This is a genomic window from Lactiplantibacillus mudanjiangensis (genome assembly GCF_005405385.1).
Lineage (GTDB): Bacteria > Bacillota > Bacilli > Lactobacillales > Lactobacillaceae > Lactiplantibacillus > Lactiplantibacillus mudanjiangensis.
The window spans coordinates 507,328-522,646 of sequence record NZ_BJDY01000003.1 but is presented as its reverse complement, the minus strand read 5'-3'; the positions used below and the strand labels follow the sequence as shown (position 1 = coordinate 522,646).

15 protein-coding genes are annotated in these 15,319 nt (G+C 44.2%); 4 read left to right on the top strand and 11 right to left on the bottom strand.

Features of this window, described 5'->3' with window-relative positions; translation table 11 throughout:
* Window positions 1-31: 31 nt before the first annotated feature.
* Entirely contained in the window at window positions 32-496 is a 465-nt protein-coding gene (gene ndk / locus FFM84_RS07185; RefSeq protein ID WP_130844294.1) for a nucleoside-diphosphate kinase, read from the top strand.
* Window positions 497-547: 51 nt separating this feature from the next.
* On the opposite strand, the gene FFM84_RS07180 is transcribed toward ndk, so the two are convergent.
* The 6 genes from FFM84_RS07180 to FFM84_RS07155 all read right to left on the bottom strand — a co-directional run bounded on the left by FFM84_RS07180 (window position 548) and on the right by FFM84_RS07155 (window position 7,004).
* On the bottom strand, window positions 548-772 hold the full coding sequence (locus tag FFM84_RS07180) for a hypothetical protein (RefSeq protein WP_130844295.1): 225 nt from the start codon (window positions 770-772) through the stop codon (window positions 548-550).
* A gap of 47 nt (window positions 773-819) precedes the next feature.
* Window positions 820-1,152 (bottom strand): thioredoxin, encoded by a 333-nt coding sequence (gene trxA / locus FFM84_RS07175; protein WP_130844296.1) that lies wholly within the window; start codon window positions 1,150-1,152, stop codon window positions 820-822.
* Window positions 1,153-1,451: 299 nt separating this feature from the next.
* Window positions 1,452-2,606 (bottom strand): mannitol-1-phosphate 5-dehydrogenase, encoded by a 1,155-nt coding sequence (locus FFM84_RS07170; protein ID WP_130844297.1) that lies wholly within the window; start codon window positions 2,604-2,606, stop codon window positions 1,452-1,454.
* Between the two features lies 1 nt (window position 2,607).
* Window positions 2,608-3,057, bottom strand: coding sequence for a PTS mannitol transporter subunit IIA (locus FFM84_RS07165; protein ID WP_130844298.1), 450 nt, complete (start codon window positions 3,055-3,057; stop codon window positions 2,608-2,610).
* Between the two features lie 14 nt (window positions 3,058-3,071).
* Window positions 3,072-5,147 (bottom strand): BglG family transcription antiterminator, encoded by a 2,076-nt coding sequence (locus FFM84_RS07160; RefSeq protein WP_130844299.1) that lies wholly within the window; start codon window positions 5,145-5,147, stop codon window positions 3,072-3,074.
* A 24-nt stretch (window positions 5,148-5,171) separates the two neighbouring features.
* Window positions 5,172-7,004, bottom strand: coding sequence for a PTS mannitol transporter subunit IIBC (locus FFM84_RS07155; protein ID WP_130844300.1), 1,833 nt, complete (start codon window positions 7,002-7,004; stop codon window positions 5,172-5,174).
* A 295-nt stretch (window positions 7,005-7,299) separates the two neighbouring features.
* Between FFM84_RS07155 and FFM84_RS07150 the strand changes: the two genes are divergently transcribed.
* Together FFM84_RS07150 and FFM84_RS07145 are read left to right on the top strand one after the other, a co-directional pair.
* Entirely contained in the window at window positions 7,300-7,512 is a 213-nt protein-coding gene (locus tag FFM84_RS07150; RefSeq protein WP_130844301.1) for a hypothetical protein, read from the top strand.
* Between the two features lie 590 nt (window positions 7,513-8,102).
* A complete protein-coding gene (locus tag FFM84_RS07145) occupies window positions 8,103-9,518 on the top strand; it encodes a C69 family dipeptidase (protein ID WP_130844302.1) in 1,416 nt (471 codons plus the stop codon).
* 71 nt (window positions 9,519-9,589) lie between these two features.
* On the opposite strand, the gene FFM84_RS07140 is transcribed toward FFM84_RS07145, so the two are convergent.
* Together FFM84_RS07140 and FFM84_RS07135 are read right to left on the bottom strand one after the other, a co-directional pair.
* Complete coding sequence (locus FFM84_RS07140; RefSeq protein WP_130844303.1) at window positions 9,590-10,303, bottom strand: glucosamine-6-phosphate deaminase; 714 nt, start codon at window positions 10,301-10,303, stop codon at window positions 9,590-9,592.
* Between the two features lie 256 nt (window positions 10,304-10,559).
* Window positions 10,560-11,003 (bottom strand): DUF4352 domain-containing protein, encoded by a 444-nt coding sequence (locus tag FFM84_RS07135; protein ID WP_130844304.1) that lies wholly within the window; start codon window positions 11,001-11,003, stop codon window positions 10,560-10,562.
* Window positions 11,004-11,175: 172 nt separating this feature from the next.
* On the opposite strand from FFM84_RS07135, the gene greA reads away from it, so the two are divergent.
* Window positions 11,176-11,646 carry a transcription elongation factor GreA gene (greA, locus tag FFM84_RS07130; RefSeq protein WP_130844305.1) on the top strand — a complete coding sequence of 157 codons (471 nt, stop codon included), beginning with the start codon at window positions 11,176-11,178 and terminating at the stop codon, window positions 11,644-11,646.
* A 588-nt stretch (window positions 11,647-12,234) separates the two neighbouring features.
* On the opposite strand, the gene FFM84_RS07125 is transcribed toward greA, so the two are convergent.
* From FFM84_RS07125 to FFM84_RS07115, 3 genes are all read right to left on the bottom strand, one after another.
* On the bottom strand, window positions 12,235-13,065 hold the full coding sequence (locus tag FFM84_RS07125; RefSeq protein WP_130844306.1) for an aldo/keto reductase: 831 nt from the start codon (window positions 13,063-13,065) through the stop codon (window positions 12,235-12,237).
* A gap of 19 nt (window positions 13,066-13,084) precedes the next feature.
* Window positions 13,085-13,561, bottom strand: coding sequence for a glutathione peroxidase (locus FFM84_RS07120; RefSeq protein ID WP_130844739.1), 477 nt, complete (start codon window positions 13,559-13,561; stop codon window positions 13,085-13,087).
* Window positions 13,562-13,660: 99 nt separating this feature from the next.
* Complete coding sequence (locus FFM84_RS07115) at window positions 13,661-15,175, bottom strand: ABC-F family ATP-binding cassette domain-containing protein (protein WP_130844307.1); 1,515 nt, start codon at window positions 15,173-15,175, stop codon at window positions 13,661-13,663.
* Window positions 15,176-15,319: the final 144 nt, after the last annotated feature.

Genomic DNA, 15,319 nt, shown 5'->3' with positions numbered 1-15,319 from the left:
TATTTAAAGCTTTTTTGAGGAGGACTTTATCATGGCAAATTCTGAAAAAACCTTAGTACTAGTTAAACCTGACGGGGTGGCGGAAGGTCATATTGGTGAAATTATCACGCGGTTCGAACAAAAAAATTATCGCATCGCGGCATTAAAAGTTATTAAAGCCACCGAAGAACAATTATCTCAACATTATCGCGAAAAGATTGAAAAACCTTACTTCAACGAAATCGAGACGTATATGGAAGAAGGTCCATTAGTTGCGATTATCGTGAGTGGGACTGGTGTTGTTAAAGCCGTTCATCGCTTGGCCGGTAATACCCGCCCAAGTGACGCCCAACCAGGCACCATTCGGGGTGACTTTGCCCACGAATATCCAGATGGTATTTTACGGAATATTATCCATACTTCGGACAGCCGCGAAAACGCCCATCACGAAATTGCGATTTGGTTCCCAGAACTCGCCGTTTCCGCCCGTAAAGATCTTAAAAAGAATAAAAAATAACACTTAATAAAAATAACGAGCCTAGTCATGATGACTAAGCTCGTTATTTTGTTAGTGCCGATAATGTTGCCAGATAGCCACAACTAATGTAATCAGTAGCAGCGCACTACCAGCAATCACCATTCCAAGTGATGACCACAATTCCGGTTTAAGCGTTTGATAACGGACACCACGACCAAGTTTCACAAAGTTAACCCACAGTTGTGTCGAGCCAATTATTAAAATAGTGACCGTCCCAATTAAAATGTTACCGGGTAATTTTAATTTGTCGAACATGACTTAACACCCTTCCAATCGCCTAGTTTGTCAAAGCAATCATTGCCTTATTCTGCCGTGACTTCGGCTAATTTTTGATCTAGGTACTTTTTTAAGGCGCCTTGCGGATGAAAGCCCACGACTTTTTCAGCGGCCTTACCGTGCTTAAAAATGACCAATGCGGGGATGCTCATAATTTCAAACTTTTCCGCAATATCTTTATTTTCATCAACGTCTAACGATGCGAACTTGATCTTGCCATCGTATTCTTCATCGAGTGCTTCTAGCGCCGGCGTTTGCATCTTGCAAGGCCCACACCAGTCCGCCCAAAAATCAACGACGGTCAAATCGGTCCCAGCGGCGACAGTATCAAAATCCGCACCAGTAATTGGTTCTAACATATTTGTTCCCTCACTTTTACTAAATACCATAGTTTAACTAGCCGTGAGGTGGATAGTCACAATGCTCAGCCCTTTCGTTAGCCTTAGCGCCGAACTATGGCGTTTAGGCTAAGGGCACTTTTCGAGACCGCCTTTTGGCTCGAAAATGCCCCAGAGCGTTCCAGCATTGTGGCTGTCCACCGGTAAGGCGGCCAGCAAGCACAATTTACCATTTATCATACCACGCCGGTCTCACAATCCATACAAAAAGACCCAGTTACTCAGGCGGCTAGTAACTAGGTCTTTTTATTCAACCAGCTTTACTTTTCAGCTAAATGCTTTTCGTAAGCGGCTTTAATTTCGTTAATTAAATCTTCATCCTTCAAACTAGTGGTTTCGCGAATCACTTGTTCGATTGGTTCGTCCTTAAGCATTTGTTGTAACTTAACGCTTTCGGCATCGTTAGGGAAGTTGAAGAAGAACATCATACCAGCCGTATCCACTAAAGCACTGTAGTCACGGTTGCGTTCTTTCAATTCACGGATTGGGCGAATGAAACGTTCGTCAAAACCTAACTTCCGAATTGGGGTCCGGCCAACCCGTTCGATATCATCTGAGATATATGGGTTTTCGAACCGACTCAAGATCTTTTCTTGATAAGTATGGTGAACTTCTGGATCAAAGCCCCATTTTTGAATGAGCAAGTCCCCGGTTTCGCCTAAGACGCGTTTGGCTTGTTCCACAACACTGTCATCTTTAACGGCTTCGCCAATGGTCTTGTAGCCCTTCATGTTACCGGTATAAGCAACGGTGGCATGACCGGTGTTAACGGAGAATAACTTCCGTTCAATGTAAGGTTCCAAGTCGTCAGCGTAGTCCACACCCTTTAATTGGATGTCAGCATTCTTCATTTGTGACTTGTCGATCACCCATTCTTTGAATGGTTCAACGGAAACAAACAAAGGATCATCATGTTTTTGAAGTGGCACAATCCGGTCAACGGCGGCATTTGGGAACCCAATATATTGGTCAGCCCAAGCTTGTTCGTCATCGTTTAAGGCTTCATAAACCGACTTCTTCAATGATTGGCTCCCACCAATCATGTTTTCACAAGCGATCACGTCGATTGGCGTGGTGTTGTTATTAGCTTGGCGTAACTTAATCCCGTCAGCAATTAATGGCGCAATGAACTTCAAAATCTTAGGACCGATCGCTGTGGTAACTAAGTCAGCTTGCGCGATTTCTTCAGCAACGGCTTTAGGATCTTTACCATTGTTAATCCCCTTAACGTCGTGAACGTCAATATGTTCTTGACCTTCTGCGGCGAGTTCAATCGTATAACCATTGCGTTTGTTCAATTCATCGATCAACGTTTCGTTAACGTCGACAAATGTGATTTTAAACCCATTGTCAGCCAACGTTTCACCAATGAAGCCTCGACCAATATTACCTGCACCAAAATGTACGTCTAACATGCTAATCAACTTCCTTTAATAGATTAATAATTTCATCTTCTGATTGTGCATCTGCTAACTTCGCGACATTGGCAACGTCGCTACAGTAGATCGCAATCTGTGATAAGAGATTCAAATGCTCGCCGTTCAAACCAGCAATCCCGAAAATGACCGTGACGGTTTTATCATCATCGTCATTGGCCGGATCACCCCAGCTCACACCCATTGGCACTTGGACCACGGAAATCCCGGTCTTTTTAATATATTTCATCCCATCCTCAGTGCCATGAGGGATGGCAATAAAGTTACCCATATAAACGGAGACGTCTTGATTCCGAGCTTGCATGGCGTCAATGTATTCAGGTTCGACACAACCGCCATCGACCAATAACTGACCGGCTAAGCGGATGCCTTCTGCTTGCGTTGCCACTTGTTGGTTTAACGCAATCATCTTTTTATCTAAAGCTTCCATTCTATTCACCTACTCTATTTCGTTAGTTCGTTCAAAAATGCCTTGCTAATTAACTGATAAAGCTGTTGGCGACTGCCGGTCATGAAGGTCTGGGTATTGGCCTGACTCTCAATGACTAACGCACTCAACTTTCCCATCAACCGATTTTCATAATCACTGATGGTGGTGGGGCCTAACATTAACACGATCCGTTGTAGTTGGATTTTTTGATCACCCATACTTTTAAACGGTACCGGCTTGGCCAATTCAAAGATCGCACAGTATGGTGCGGTCACTTGCATACTTAACGTGTGAACTAATGCCAAGTTGGTCTCAGGAATGCCAACTGGTGCTAAGCCAATCCGATGCAATAACTTACCGGCGACTTCTAGTGGAGCTTGCACGATCACCGGATCAATCTGCCGGGTAATCTGGACCAACGTTTCGGCTACCGTTTCGTCATGATTATCGATAGCGGTAATTTCAAATCGATCCAAAATGCGCTTGGCAATCGTGAGCTGATCGTACACCGTATCGAAATCTAATTCCGGTGTTGGTGCCACCGGCGGCTGCGGATCAACCACCTTTGTCCTTGGAAAATATTGATGTAAATACTCACGTAGCGCACTGACTTCATTTTCCAACAACAACGGACTAACAACCCGGTAGTTCAGCTTGAATCCTGGCAATTGGGTTGTCGACAGAATCAAGTCAAATTGTTTTAACTCAATCTGACCTAAGTTGCCAATACGCGCCACATCAATGGTTGTAATTTCTGGGACCAACCGTGTTAACCGCGTTTTCAAGATGCGCGCCGTTGTCATCCCGTTAGGACACAACACCAACGCCTTTAGTGCTTGATGACTCAACTGTTGCTCATACGTACTGGCAAAGTGAATCAACAAATATGTCAACTCGTCAATTTGGAAGTTCTGATCAGGGAACGTGGCGGCAAAGCCATGGACCACCGCGGCGTATAACCGTGGGTACTGGTCACGGACTGCTTGTAACTCAGAACTAGAAGGCATCGGCCCCGGCATCCCATTACGTTGCAAGGCAATCTGCATGTGCGCCGTCAAGTTATTCAATAACCGATCATCGGTTCCAAACGACCAGTTAAAGTAATCCGCAACCGCATCAATAAATTGTTTGACGCGATAAGTGAGCTGCAAATCATAGTTAGATAACGAGGCATCTTGATCAATGCGGAACGTTAGTCCTTTGATCTGCTGGGCTAGAAAATCAATCTCAGCCCCTGTCACTTGGGCTTTAATCGCTGTCGGTAGTTGCGTCAAAACCGCTAACGCAATCTGTTGATACTTAAGAAAGTCATCACGATTAATCCCATGTAAATTTGTCACTTGATGATCGTGTTGCAATCGCATCACAGCGGTTGTCAACGTAATAATCAATTGTTGCAGTTGCCCATCTGGCACTGACGCAAAGTAGCGCTTTTTTAAATTCCGCACCGCTTCATAACAATGCAGTAAGGTTTCGGCGTCCAATTGATTTAAAAAGTACGATTGCTCATCAATGGCGGTGACTGCCAAGCCACGTTTTAACTTGGCAATCGTTCTAAAGAACTCATAGTCATTGATGGCATTGTTTAAGATCGTTGCAAAGAGGCTGCGAATATTGGCTTCCGTCCCAGCAACTTGAATCCCCCGTGATTTCAACCGTTCAATCGTTAAGTCATAATCCCGAAACGGGACGGCTAATACGGTTAAATCGTTTGAAATCGTGGCAATACTCACATTGAAGTCTAACGCTAACGCTTTCAATTTAGTGGCGGTCTCTGCCATCAACAATCGACAAGCCAACGCATTTTGTCGCGTTTGCGTATCGAAAGCCGGCGTGAGACCTTGACTAGTGGTTAGCTCGCCCTTGAAAGCCGCCAAAGCGGCCGTCGTTCCACTTAACTGGAAGCGATGGTCTTGATTGACGATTTCCAACTCGGCGTTGGCTAACACTAACTCTAAATTGCTGAATTCACGATAGATTGTCCGACGACTACTATTGAGGGCGGTTTCAATCTGATTCATGGTCAAACCAGTTGGACTATCCAACAATAATTGTAGTAGATCATCTTGACGTTTTGTGAACTTTACCATGGGGCCACCTCATATGATAACGGTTTATTTTAATCCTAATACCATCTTATCATATTTAGGTGAGTTCAGAAGATCATCGGTAACCAGCACTTGGACGTGCGTGTAGCGAGTCTTCAAGTTCTTAGCTGCTTCAGAAGTTGAAACGACTAAGAGACTGTTATTATCCTGCAATTCATCAATCCCTAAATTCTTCACAACGGCCTGTTTGTTAGCCTTCTTCAACCGATCTTTCATCAAGGAAGTGGCCATGGTGGCTGTCCCTAAATGACTGTCATGATGAACAAAGACGACTTCTTCAACACTGTCTAGTGCTAAATCAGTTGGTAATTCACTTGGATCAGCTTGCGTTTCAGCAGCTTCTGAAGCAGGTGCAGCTGGTTCATCACTAACTTGATCACGAGCTTTTAAGTTAACCACGATTTGGTCATACTTAGGACTGCTCAAGAAGTTATCAACGGCAATACGTAAGGCATGTGGTGCTTTTTGGTTCGCCCGATCAGCCAATTCATCTTGTGTAATGACTAATAAACCGGGTTCATCTTTCAAATTACTAATGGCTGTGTTCGTGACTGACATATCGATACCAGCCTTCTTCACTTTGTCCCGTAATAAGGAAGCACCCATTGCGGATGAACCCATTCCGGCATCACAAGCGAAGATAATGTGATCAACATCTTTATAAGAAGCAATGACATCGGCTGCATCTTCAGTTGAAACGGCTTCGCCATTCTTAGCGGCTTTCATGTCACTCATTTGACCTTTAGCAGCAGCTAATGAATCATCAGTCATAGATTTGTCACGTTTCAAGATAACCGCGGCAACCAAGAAGGAAGCTAAGGTCGCTAACGTCACACCGACGATCAAACCGATATAGTTTGAAACGCTCCGTGGTGCCATCGCGAACAACATAATGATTGAACCAGGTGATGGCGTTGACCGTAAACCAACATTCAAAAGACTAAATGTGGCCGTCCCAGTAACCCCACCAGCGATAACAGCTAAGAACAACGCTGGTTTCATTAAAACGTATGGGAAGTAAATTTCATGAATCCCACCAAGGAAATGAATAATCATGGCACTTGGTGCTGAAGCTTTAGCACTACCTTTACCAAATAAGGCGAAGGCTAACAAGATCCCAAGACCTGGACCTGGATCTGGTTCAAGTAAGAACAGAATTGATTTACCAGCACTGGCTGCCGCTTGAATTCCAAGTGGGGTCAAAATACCTTGGTTAATCGCATTGTTCAAGAACAAAATCTTGGCTGGTTCAATGAAGACATTGGCTAATGGTAAGAGGTTGGCTTTGATAATCCAGTTAACACCAATGGCCATTCCGGCACTGGCAACTGAAACCAATGGGCCGATCCCAAAGTAACCAAGGATGGCAAGTAACATGCCCATAATCCCAGCGGAGAAGTTGTTAACCAACATTTCAAACCCGCTACGGACTTTATCAGAAATGGCATCGTCCCATTTCTTAATGCACCAGCCACCTAAAGGCCCCATAATCATGGCCCCAATAAACATTGGGATGGTTGACCCAACAATCACACCCATAGTGGCAATCGCACCAACGACCCCACCACGGTGACCGGCAATCATGTTACCACCGGTAAACGCTATCAATAATGGCAATAAATAATGGACCATTGGTTGAATCATTTTGGCTAAATCGGCATTTGGGAACCAACCACCGGCCATAAAGATCGCGGTAATTAACCCCCAAGCAATAAACGCTCCGATGTTCGGCATAACCATGTTACTTAAGGCACTTCCGAACTTTTGCACGCGGGCTTTAACGCCCACTTTTTTCTTTGCAACAGGAGCGGATTGGGTTGCTGTATTATTTTCACTCATTAGATACAAGCTCCTTCCTTTTCTTTACTCTTATATCATAGCGGGCACAGAAAACGGTTTCAAGGAATTCTAGGCAGACCGGTGGCACAACTGAGTGTGCCACAATTAAACTCAGCGATTCACAATCGGAAAAACTGGCATAGGCCACTACAAAAGTTGATTAATCAGCAATGGTAGCCTTTTCTAAATTGGCATGACTTGATATAATGATTACGGTTTCACAAATAAAATTACCGGATTTGTCTCAAAAAACAACCTAATTTCAATTGATCACAACTAGAAAAGAGGCGCCAGCATGTTCAAACATCGTTGGTTTCGTTATCTATTAACCAGTATCGCCTGCGCGTTAGTGGACATTATTTTTTCGATCACCAGCCATCATCCACAGCCATTAAGCTTAACCCTGATTGTCATTCCGCTCACTGTTCTGATTCTTTACGTCATTCATGGTCTAAAGTTACTAGCACTAAATGTTGTTAATTGGCTCGATTATCATTTACCTAAATAACTAGATCACTATAGTGTTAGCAGTATTGACTTGAGTTATGCTAAATTAGCCACCTACGCCAGCTAGTGATTCTGCCGGCTGTGGGGACCGGCTCCAGCCAAAGACCGGGCTTCCACCTCGCTTTTGAGTCTAGCCAAAACCGCTAGTCTCAAAAGTCGTCCATATCGTAAAGTCCGGAAAAAACACCCGGACTAACGATATTTTCACGGCCAGCGCCATCACTGACTGGCTCCGGTTGTATCGCAAAGACTAATCAATCACTAATATAATCGAGAGTGAGCTCATATTGAGCCCAGCCGTGGGAATCTCTTAGCGATTTATCGCTTAGAGCTTGGCGCTTTTGAAACACGGGTTGGGTGGTTCAAAACGACGGTTCAGACCGCTTTTTGGCTGAACCGGTCCGCCCACAGCTTTTCGGCTCAAGGTGGGCGAACGGTAGGTGGCAAGTCTATGTTTGATCAGTAAACACTCGTCACGCCAGTAATTGTCACTAAAAACTGCTTCCAACCTTTCATAAGTAATTTGATCTAGTCCATTGTTTTCTGTTCCCAGACTCCTATACTTAAAAGTACAAAGGGGGCAGAACTAACATGAAAAAAGGTTCTGATTGTACTGAAATATTAGTTGGTAAAAATGCCACCATCGATGGGTCAACCATTGTGGCACGTAACGAGGATGGCTATGGCCCGATTAATCCGATCAAGTTTATCGTCCACGAGGCTAAGGACCAAACTCAAGCCACTTATACCTCAGTGACCACCGGTGTCACGGTGCCATTACCCGATCACGCTTATCGTTATACGGCCACACCACAAGCGGATCAAAGCGATGGCCAATATGAAGAAGCCGGAATTAACGAATTGAATGTCGGTATGAGTGCCACCGAAACGACGGCGACCAATACGCGCGTTTTAGCATATGATCCATTAGTTGATGACGGGATCAATGAAGAAGCAATGGTGTCACTCGTGTTGCCTTACATTAAAACCGCTAAAGAAGGCGTTCAACGTTTAGGTGCCTTGCTCGAAAAATACGGCACTGGTGAAAGCAACAGTATCGCCTTCAACGATCATGATAACGTTTGGATTTTAGAGACGGCTGGTGGTCATCATTGGGGGGCAATGCGCTTACCAGATGATGTGTATGCGATTGTGCCTAACCAAACCGTGGTACAAAACCTTGATTTAAGTGATTCAGACAACTTCTTAGGGGCAACCGACTTAGCCGAATTTGTCGAAACCTACCATTTAAACCCTAATCCTGACACCTTTAACTTCCGCACGATCTTTGGGACGCAAGATGAAGCCGATGCATATTACAACACACCACGAACTTGGTATGGGCAAAAGTTGTTCAACCCTGAGATTGACCAACAGCCGACTGATCAAGACATGCCAATGTGTCGCAAGCCTAGTCATCAACTCGCGATTGAAGATGTACAAGCCTTCTTGTCGTCACATTATAATGGCACGCCATATGATCCATTTGGCACTTATGCTTCCGGTTCTGAAGTTGACCAACAAAAATACCGGCCAATTGCGATGGATCGAAATCAATGTTCATCGATTTTGCAGATCCGTAACGATGTGCCGGCTGATCATGCGGCTATTCAATGGGTCGCCATGGGCTTTTTCGCCTACGCGCCTTACATGCCATTCTTTACCAATATCAATGACACTCCCGTTGACTATCGAAACACCACGGCTGACGTTGATGTGGATAATGTCTACTGGTTAAACAAGACACTATCCGTTCTAATCGAACCACATTGGCATGATTATGCCGAGGCCGTCAATGCCTTTAAGGCCGATTGCCAAGCTTATGCGCGTGGTCGCGTGGCTATTACTGACAATAATGTTAGTGGCGATATCACGACTGCCTTAACCCAAGCTAATGCGCAAACTGCTGGTGAAATCTCTAAACGGACTCATCAACTCTTTGATACCATCGTCAAACACGGTTTGAATTTATCAAAAACTGCTTGGGAAAAAGGCCAAAACCTTTAAATCAGTCGAAAAAAGCGCGTCGTTAATCAGTCAAAAACTGATCAACGACGCGCTTGTCTTTTTAATTGTGTTTAGTATTTTTTGCTTAACTTGCTAGCAGCCGCTTCGTCAATAATAACGGTAACGTCTGGATGGTTTTGCAAAATTGAAGCTGGCAAATCAGGGGTATCTGGACCTTCGATCATACCCTTAACGGCATCAGCCTTGTTTTCGCCAAAGGCTTCTAAGATTAAGTGCTTGCTCTTCATGATTGAAGCTAAGCCCATTGAGAAGGCTTGCTTAGGCACATCATTTTCGCTAGCAAAGAAGCGTGCATTAGCTTCGATAGTTGATGGGGTTAAGTCAACAACATGAGTTGTCACATCGCGTGACGTCCCAGGTTCGTTGAAACCAATATGACCATTACGGCCAATCCCTAAGATTTGTAAATCAATTGGATGTTCGTCAATAACTTTGTCATAACGTTTAACTTCTTCAGCTGGATCAGCAGCTAAACCATTTGGTAAGAATGATTCTTTGAATGGCTTTTCGTTAAACAAGTGTGATTGCATGAAGTATTTGTAACTTTGGTCATTGTCAGGTGCGATCCCAACATATTCATCCAAATTAACAGATGTACAGTTACTGAAATCTAAATCACTCTTTACGATTTCTTGATAAGTCGTTACGGGCGTAGAACCAGTCGCCAACCCAAAGACTTTAGCCCCATTGTCTAAAGCGTTCTTAAATACTTTAAATCCTTCTTTGCCGCCAGCAGCTTGATCCTTTACTACGATAACTTTCATTTTAACTGACTCCCTCTTTATTTGGTATAGGCCAATTATATATTGGTCTAGACAGAAATTCAAGGGTTTTGCCGTAAAAACTTAAAAAACTTTTCCGTAACCGTTACCAATGTTAATTTTATAACTATTATTAACCGCTATTATGATTGTAATTTATCCTCGGGTTGCCTATACTTAAAAGTGTTCGTAACTCCGTAGAGCGTGAGAAACTCTACGACTAGCCAAGGCTGCAAAGCTATTGGCTATTTTTTTGCGCTCATAACGTGATAACTTGTTGATGGGTTCCCCAAACGCCTTCGCTAACTTGCAGTCTCACTTTGGTGCCAGTTGGTAAGTGACGGGGCCGCTCAAAAATAATTGTTCCCGTTAAACGTGCTTGGGGCTTTAACGTTTGCAAGAGGAAATGCCCCATGGCACGATTCTTTTGTATCGTCGCCACATTTTGTGCCGCATATTTTTTACCATTAATTATCAATTGAAAGTTTGGACTCGCCAAGACAACCGTTTGGGCGCCACGATTGTGAACCGTCATCTTAACTGCTAGTTGGTGTGCGGATTGCTTGACGCTACTGATCTGACTCACTTGCAACTTACCAACTGTCATCTGATTAACACGTGACTGCGCAAAAACTGGTGTCGTCACTAACGGCGTTAAGACGACTAACCCCAATAAGGTACTTAACTTACTCATTTTGTTCATTTCAAACTCCCCCTTTGATTAGTCTAAACGATACCACCACTTTTTTACCGTGTCTATACGGAGTAGTTTAACGATCAACCTGCTACGATGTCTTTATCATCCCATTCCAAAATCAATCCCGATGTGGTAACCTATTCCCAGTAAAATCCAATCAAGATGCGAGGTTTTATCAATGGAACCAACCTTTAATAAAATGACGCCCGCAGGCTACCACGCCATCGAGCAAGAAATCGAAGACTTAAAACAACAACGCCCTCACCGGATTAAAGTCTTGGCGGCAGCGGCGGCGTTAGGTGACCGTTCTGAAAATGCTGAATACACTAACGCCAAACGTGATCTTGGTCGCTTGGAAAGTCGGTTACGTTTCTTAAATAAACAACTTCAATATGCCCAAGTCGTCGAACCCGCCGATAACGATCAACTAGATATTGGCAAATCGGTGACGCTGGAATTTTTAGATGATCACGACCAAGTAACGTACCAATTAGTCGGTAAACAAGAAGCTAATTTAGCTGATCAAAAGATTTCATTTACATCACCAATCGGCAAAGCCTTAACCGGTCATACGACCAACGATATCGTCACGGTCACTGCGCCCAATGGCAACTATCAAGTAAAAATTATCGATATTCATCGTCATTAAAAAATGAGGTCACTGGGAATTTTATCCTAGCGACCTCATTTTTTTAATTAAAACTAACGGTTGAAAGCTACTTTTTAGCAATAATCGTTGATATGGCAAGTATTCACCACCTACTTGCCACCTACCGTTCGCCCACCTTGAGCCGGAACGCTGTGGGCGGACCGGGTTCAGCCAAAAAGCGGTCTGAACCATCGTTTTGAGCCACCAAGTCCGTGTTTCAAAAACGCCAAGCGCTAAGCGATAAATCGCTAAGAGCTTCCCACGGCTGGGCTCAATGTGGACTCATTCTCGGTTATGATGGTGATTACAAAATTGATTGGTATTTACAATACAACCGGAGTCAGCCAGTGATGGCGCCGGCCGTGAAAGCAGCGTTAGTCCGGATGATTTTTCCGAGCTTACGCTGTGGACGACTTTTAAGACTAGCGGTTTAGGCTAGGCTTAAAAGCGAGGTGGAAGCCCGCACTTTGGCTGGAGCCGGTCCCCACCGCCGGCAGAATCGCTGGTTGGCGTAGGTGATCAATTTAGCATGACTTAAGTCAATTCTAGTAAAGTTTTTACCGCCATACTTAACTTTCAACTTTTAGATTAAAATTCTTGATAAACAGCTGGATCTTGATCTTTCAAGCGACCATCTGGACGACTTAACCCATTAATCGTCGCCATATCTTCGGCGTTGATTTCAAAGTCAAATAAGTCTAAATTGCCTGCTTGACGACTAGGCGTTGATGACTTTGGAATCGGTAACGTCCCTAATTGTAATTCCCAACGTAAAATCAATTGACCAACGTTCTTATGATAACGGGCCGCAATCGTTTTTAGCGTCGGATTGCCGAGCATTTCACTGGCCCGACCGAGTGGACTCCAATCTTGTGTCAAAATCCCATGAGCTTGATTGTACTCACGTTGCGCTTGCTGATTAAAGTATGGATGCAATTCCACTTGATTAATGACCGGTAAAACACCAGTTTCCTTTTCCAAGCGATCTAAATGTTCAGGTAAGAAGTTGGAGACACCGATGGATCGCACTAAACCAAACTTTTGTGCATCGATTAACGCCTGCCAAGCTTCAACATAGTGATCTTCCTTTGGGTTTGGCCAATGAATCAAATACAAATCATAGTAGTCCAAACCAGCCCGAAACAGTGATTCTTCAATCGTCGCAATCGCTTCATGGTAAGCATGATGCCGACCAGGGAGTTTAGAAGAAATTACTAATTCCGACCGCGGTACTCGCGAACGACGAACCGCTTCACCAACAACACCTTCATTTTCATAATTAAACGCCGTATCCAGTAGCCGATAGCCACGATCAATCGCTGAATCAATCACTTGCACACCAGCGGCACCGTTTAACCTGAATGTCCCAAATCCAACTTTTGGTAAAGTTAAGCCATCACGTAATGTATATGTTTCCAAACTTCATGAACCCCTTTCTCTAACGATCAGCTAACGCATCACGAATCTCAGCTTCAAATGTTTCTGGTCGTGTGACTGGTGCAAACCGATTCAACACACGCCCATCACGCCCAATTAGAAACTTCGTAAAGTTCCACTTAATTCGGCCATGACCGGCGGTTTGTTTCAGATAGGTAAATAACGGATCTTCTTCATCGCCATTCACCAGCACCCGTTTGGTCATTGGGAACGTCACTCCATAGTGGCGTTGACAATAATCATGGGTCGCTTCATCATCGGCTTTTTCCTGATGGAATTGGTTTGATGGTAACCCGAGCACGACTAAGCCTTCATCATGATATTTCTTATATAAGTCTTCTAAGCCTTTGAATTGCGGCGCCAAGCCACAATTACTAGCGGTATTCACAATCAATAAAACTTGCCCACGATATTGTTCTAAGGGCAATTCTTCGCCACTCATTTCAGTGACGTTAAAATCATAAATTGATGCCATCAGCATTCCCTCCACTCATCTCAATTGATGCGCTAAGTACTACTTAAAGTAAAGCACAAATCAAGCGTTTCGGGATATATTTTGCTCAAAAAATGAGCTTTATTAACCTTTTGCCGCCTCAATCTGATCACGTAAGGCTTGAATATCAGCCGTTTTAGCCATGGGATCAGCCATTAATTGATCATACTTGAATTGTAACAATGGTAAGTCTGACGTAGCCGGCGCTTTGACAGCCACTTGATCAGGATCGGTTAAGTCTTGGTCTTTCAAAATTAACTGACGCGTGGCCACTTGCTCACTAAAGGTCGCATCATGTGAAACAAAGATCACGGTTCCTGGATAATCACGTAAATAATCCGCTAAGGCATCCAACGCATCGACGTCCAAATAATTCGTTGGTTCATCTAACATCAACACATTATAGTTACCCACTAAAATCACGACTAGCTGTAGTTTCACTAGTTCGCCGCCACTTAAAACAGCGACGGATTGATCATAGAAACGTGCGGCTAACCCTAATGCCCCCATCACATTTCGTAACGTTTGATCAGGCAACTGACTGGCCGCCCGCACCGTTTGCCAGACCGTCAAATGACCATCCAAGACTGTCATATCTTGCTGGAATACCCCGATCTTAGCAGTTGGCGCGGTTGTCAAACCAGATTGACCAGCTAAAATGGCTTGTAGTAACGTTGTCTTACCACTCCCATTTGGCCCAACTAAGGCCACCCGATCACCCGGTTTGATCTGAAAACTCACGTGCTTTAACAATACTTTTTGATCTCGACGTAACGTCAAGTTCGTTGCCGTGGCAACCGTCTTACCGATTAAATTTGGAAAATCCGTCGCGACTAACTTAAACCCAACTTGCGTAAATGGCTTAGTCAAGTTGGCCTCACGATCACCACGTTCAATGAGTTTTTTGGCACTACGATCCATTTTAGCCGCAGTTGCTTCACGTAATGATTTAGAATTAGCCCATTCACCAGCACTCATGCTTCGTTTCCCTTTACGAATCCGTTGTGCCTTTTCATGACGCGCTTGGACCGCTAATTTCAAATCATGTTGATGCCGTTGCTGCCGGACATAGGCGGCTTGTTGACTGGCAATCTGTTGATCGCGCATGGCAATATAGTCGGCATAATTGCCAGCATACGCCGTAAATGCTTGATGGCGCACGGCCCAAGTTTGGGTTGTGACGGCATTTAACAAGTGCCGATCATGGGAAATTAACAATAATAACCCCTGATAGTGACGCAACTGCTTAATTAACCAGGCTTGATGGGATTCATCCAAGTTTGATGACGGTTCATCCAAAATCAAGATTTCGGGCCGCGTACTTAACGCTGCCCGAACTCGTGCCATCATCGCTTGACCACCACTACGATCTTGGGTCGGTGCAATTTGCGCGACATCGATTATCGGACTATCCACACTCACTTGACCGGTATAATCTATATCTTCACCAGTTAACAATCGTGCTAACGTTGATTTACCGGCGCCATTACGACCCACGATACCGATCTTATCACCAGTTGTCGCTGTTAGCTGGTCCACTTCAAATAAACGTTGACCATTCACTAATTTTTCAACTTGCTTGATTTTAATTTCAGACATTTAAAATTCCCCCTTGTTGGCAGGGATTAAATTTGGGCACAAAAAAAGCGTCCTCACATTGAGCGAGACCGCTGGTTTTAGATTCCACCAGCGCCCCTAATTAATCCCAAAAACGACAGTCCACCCCTTGTTTCATCAGGTGTC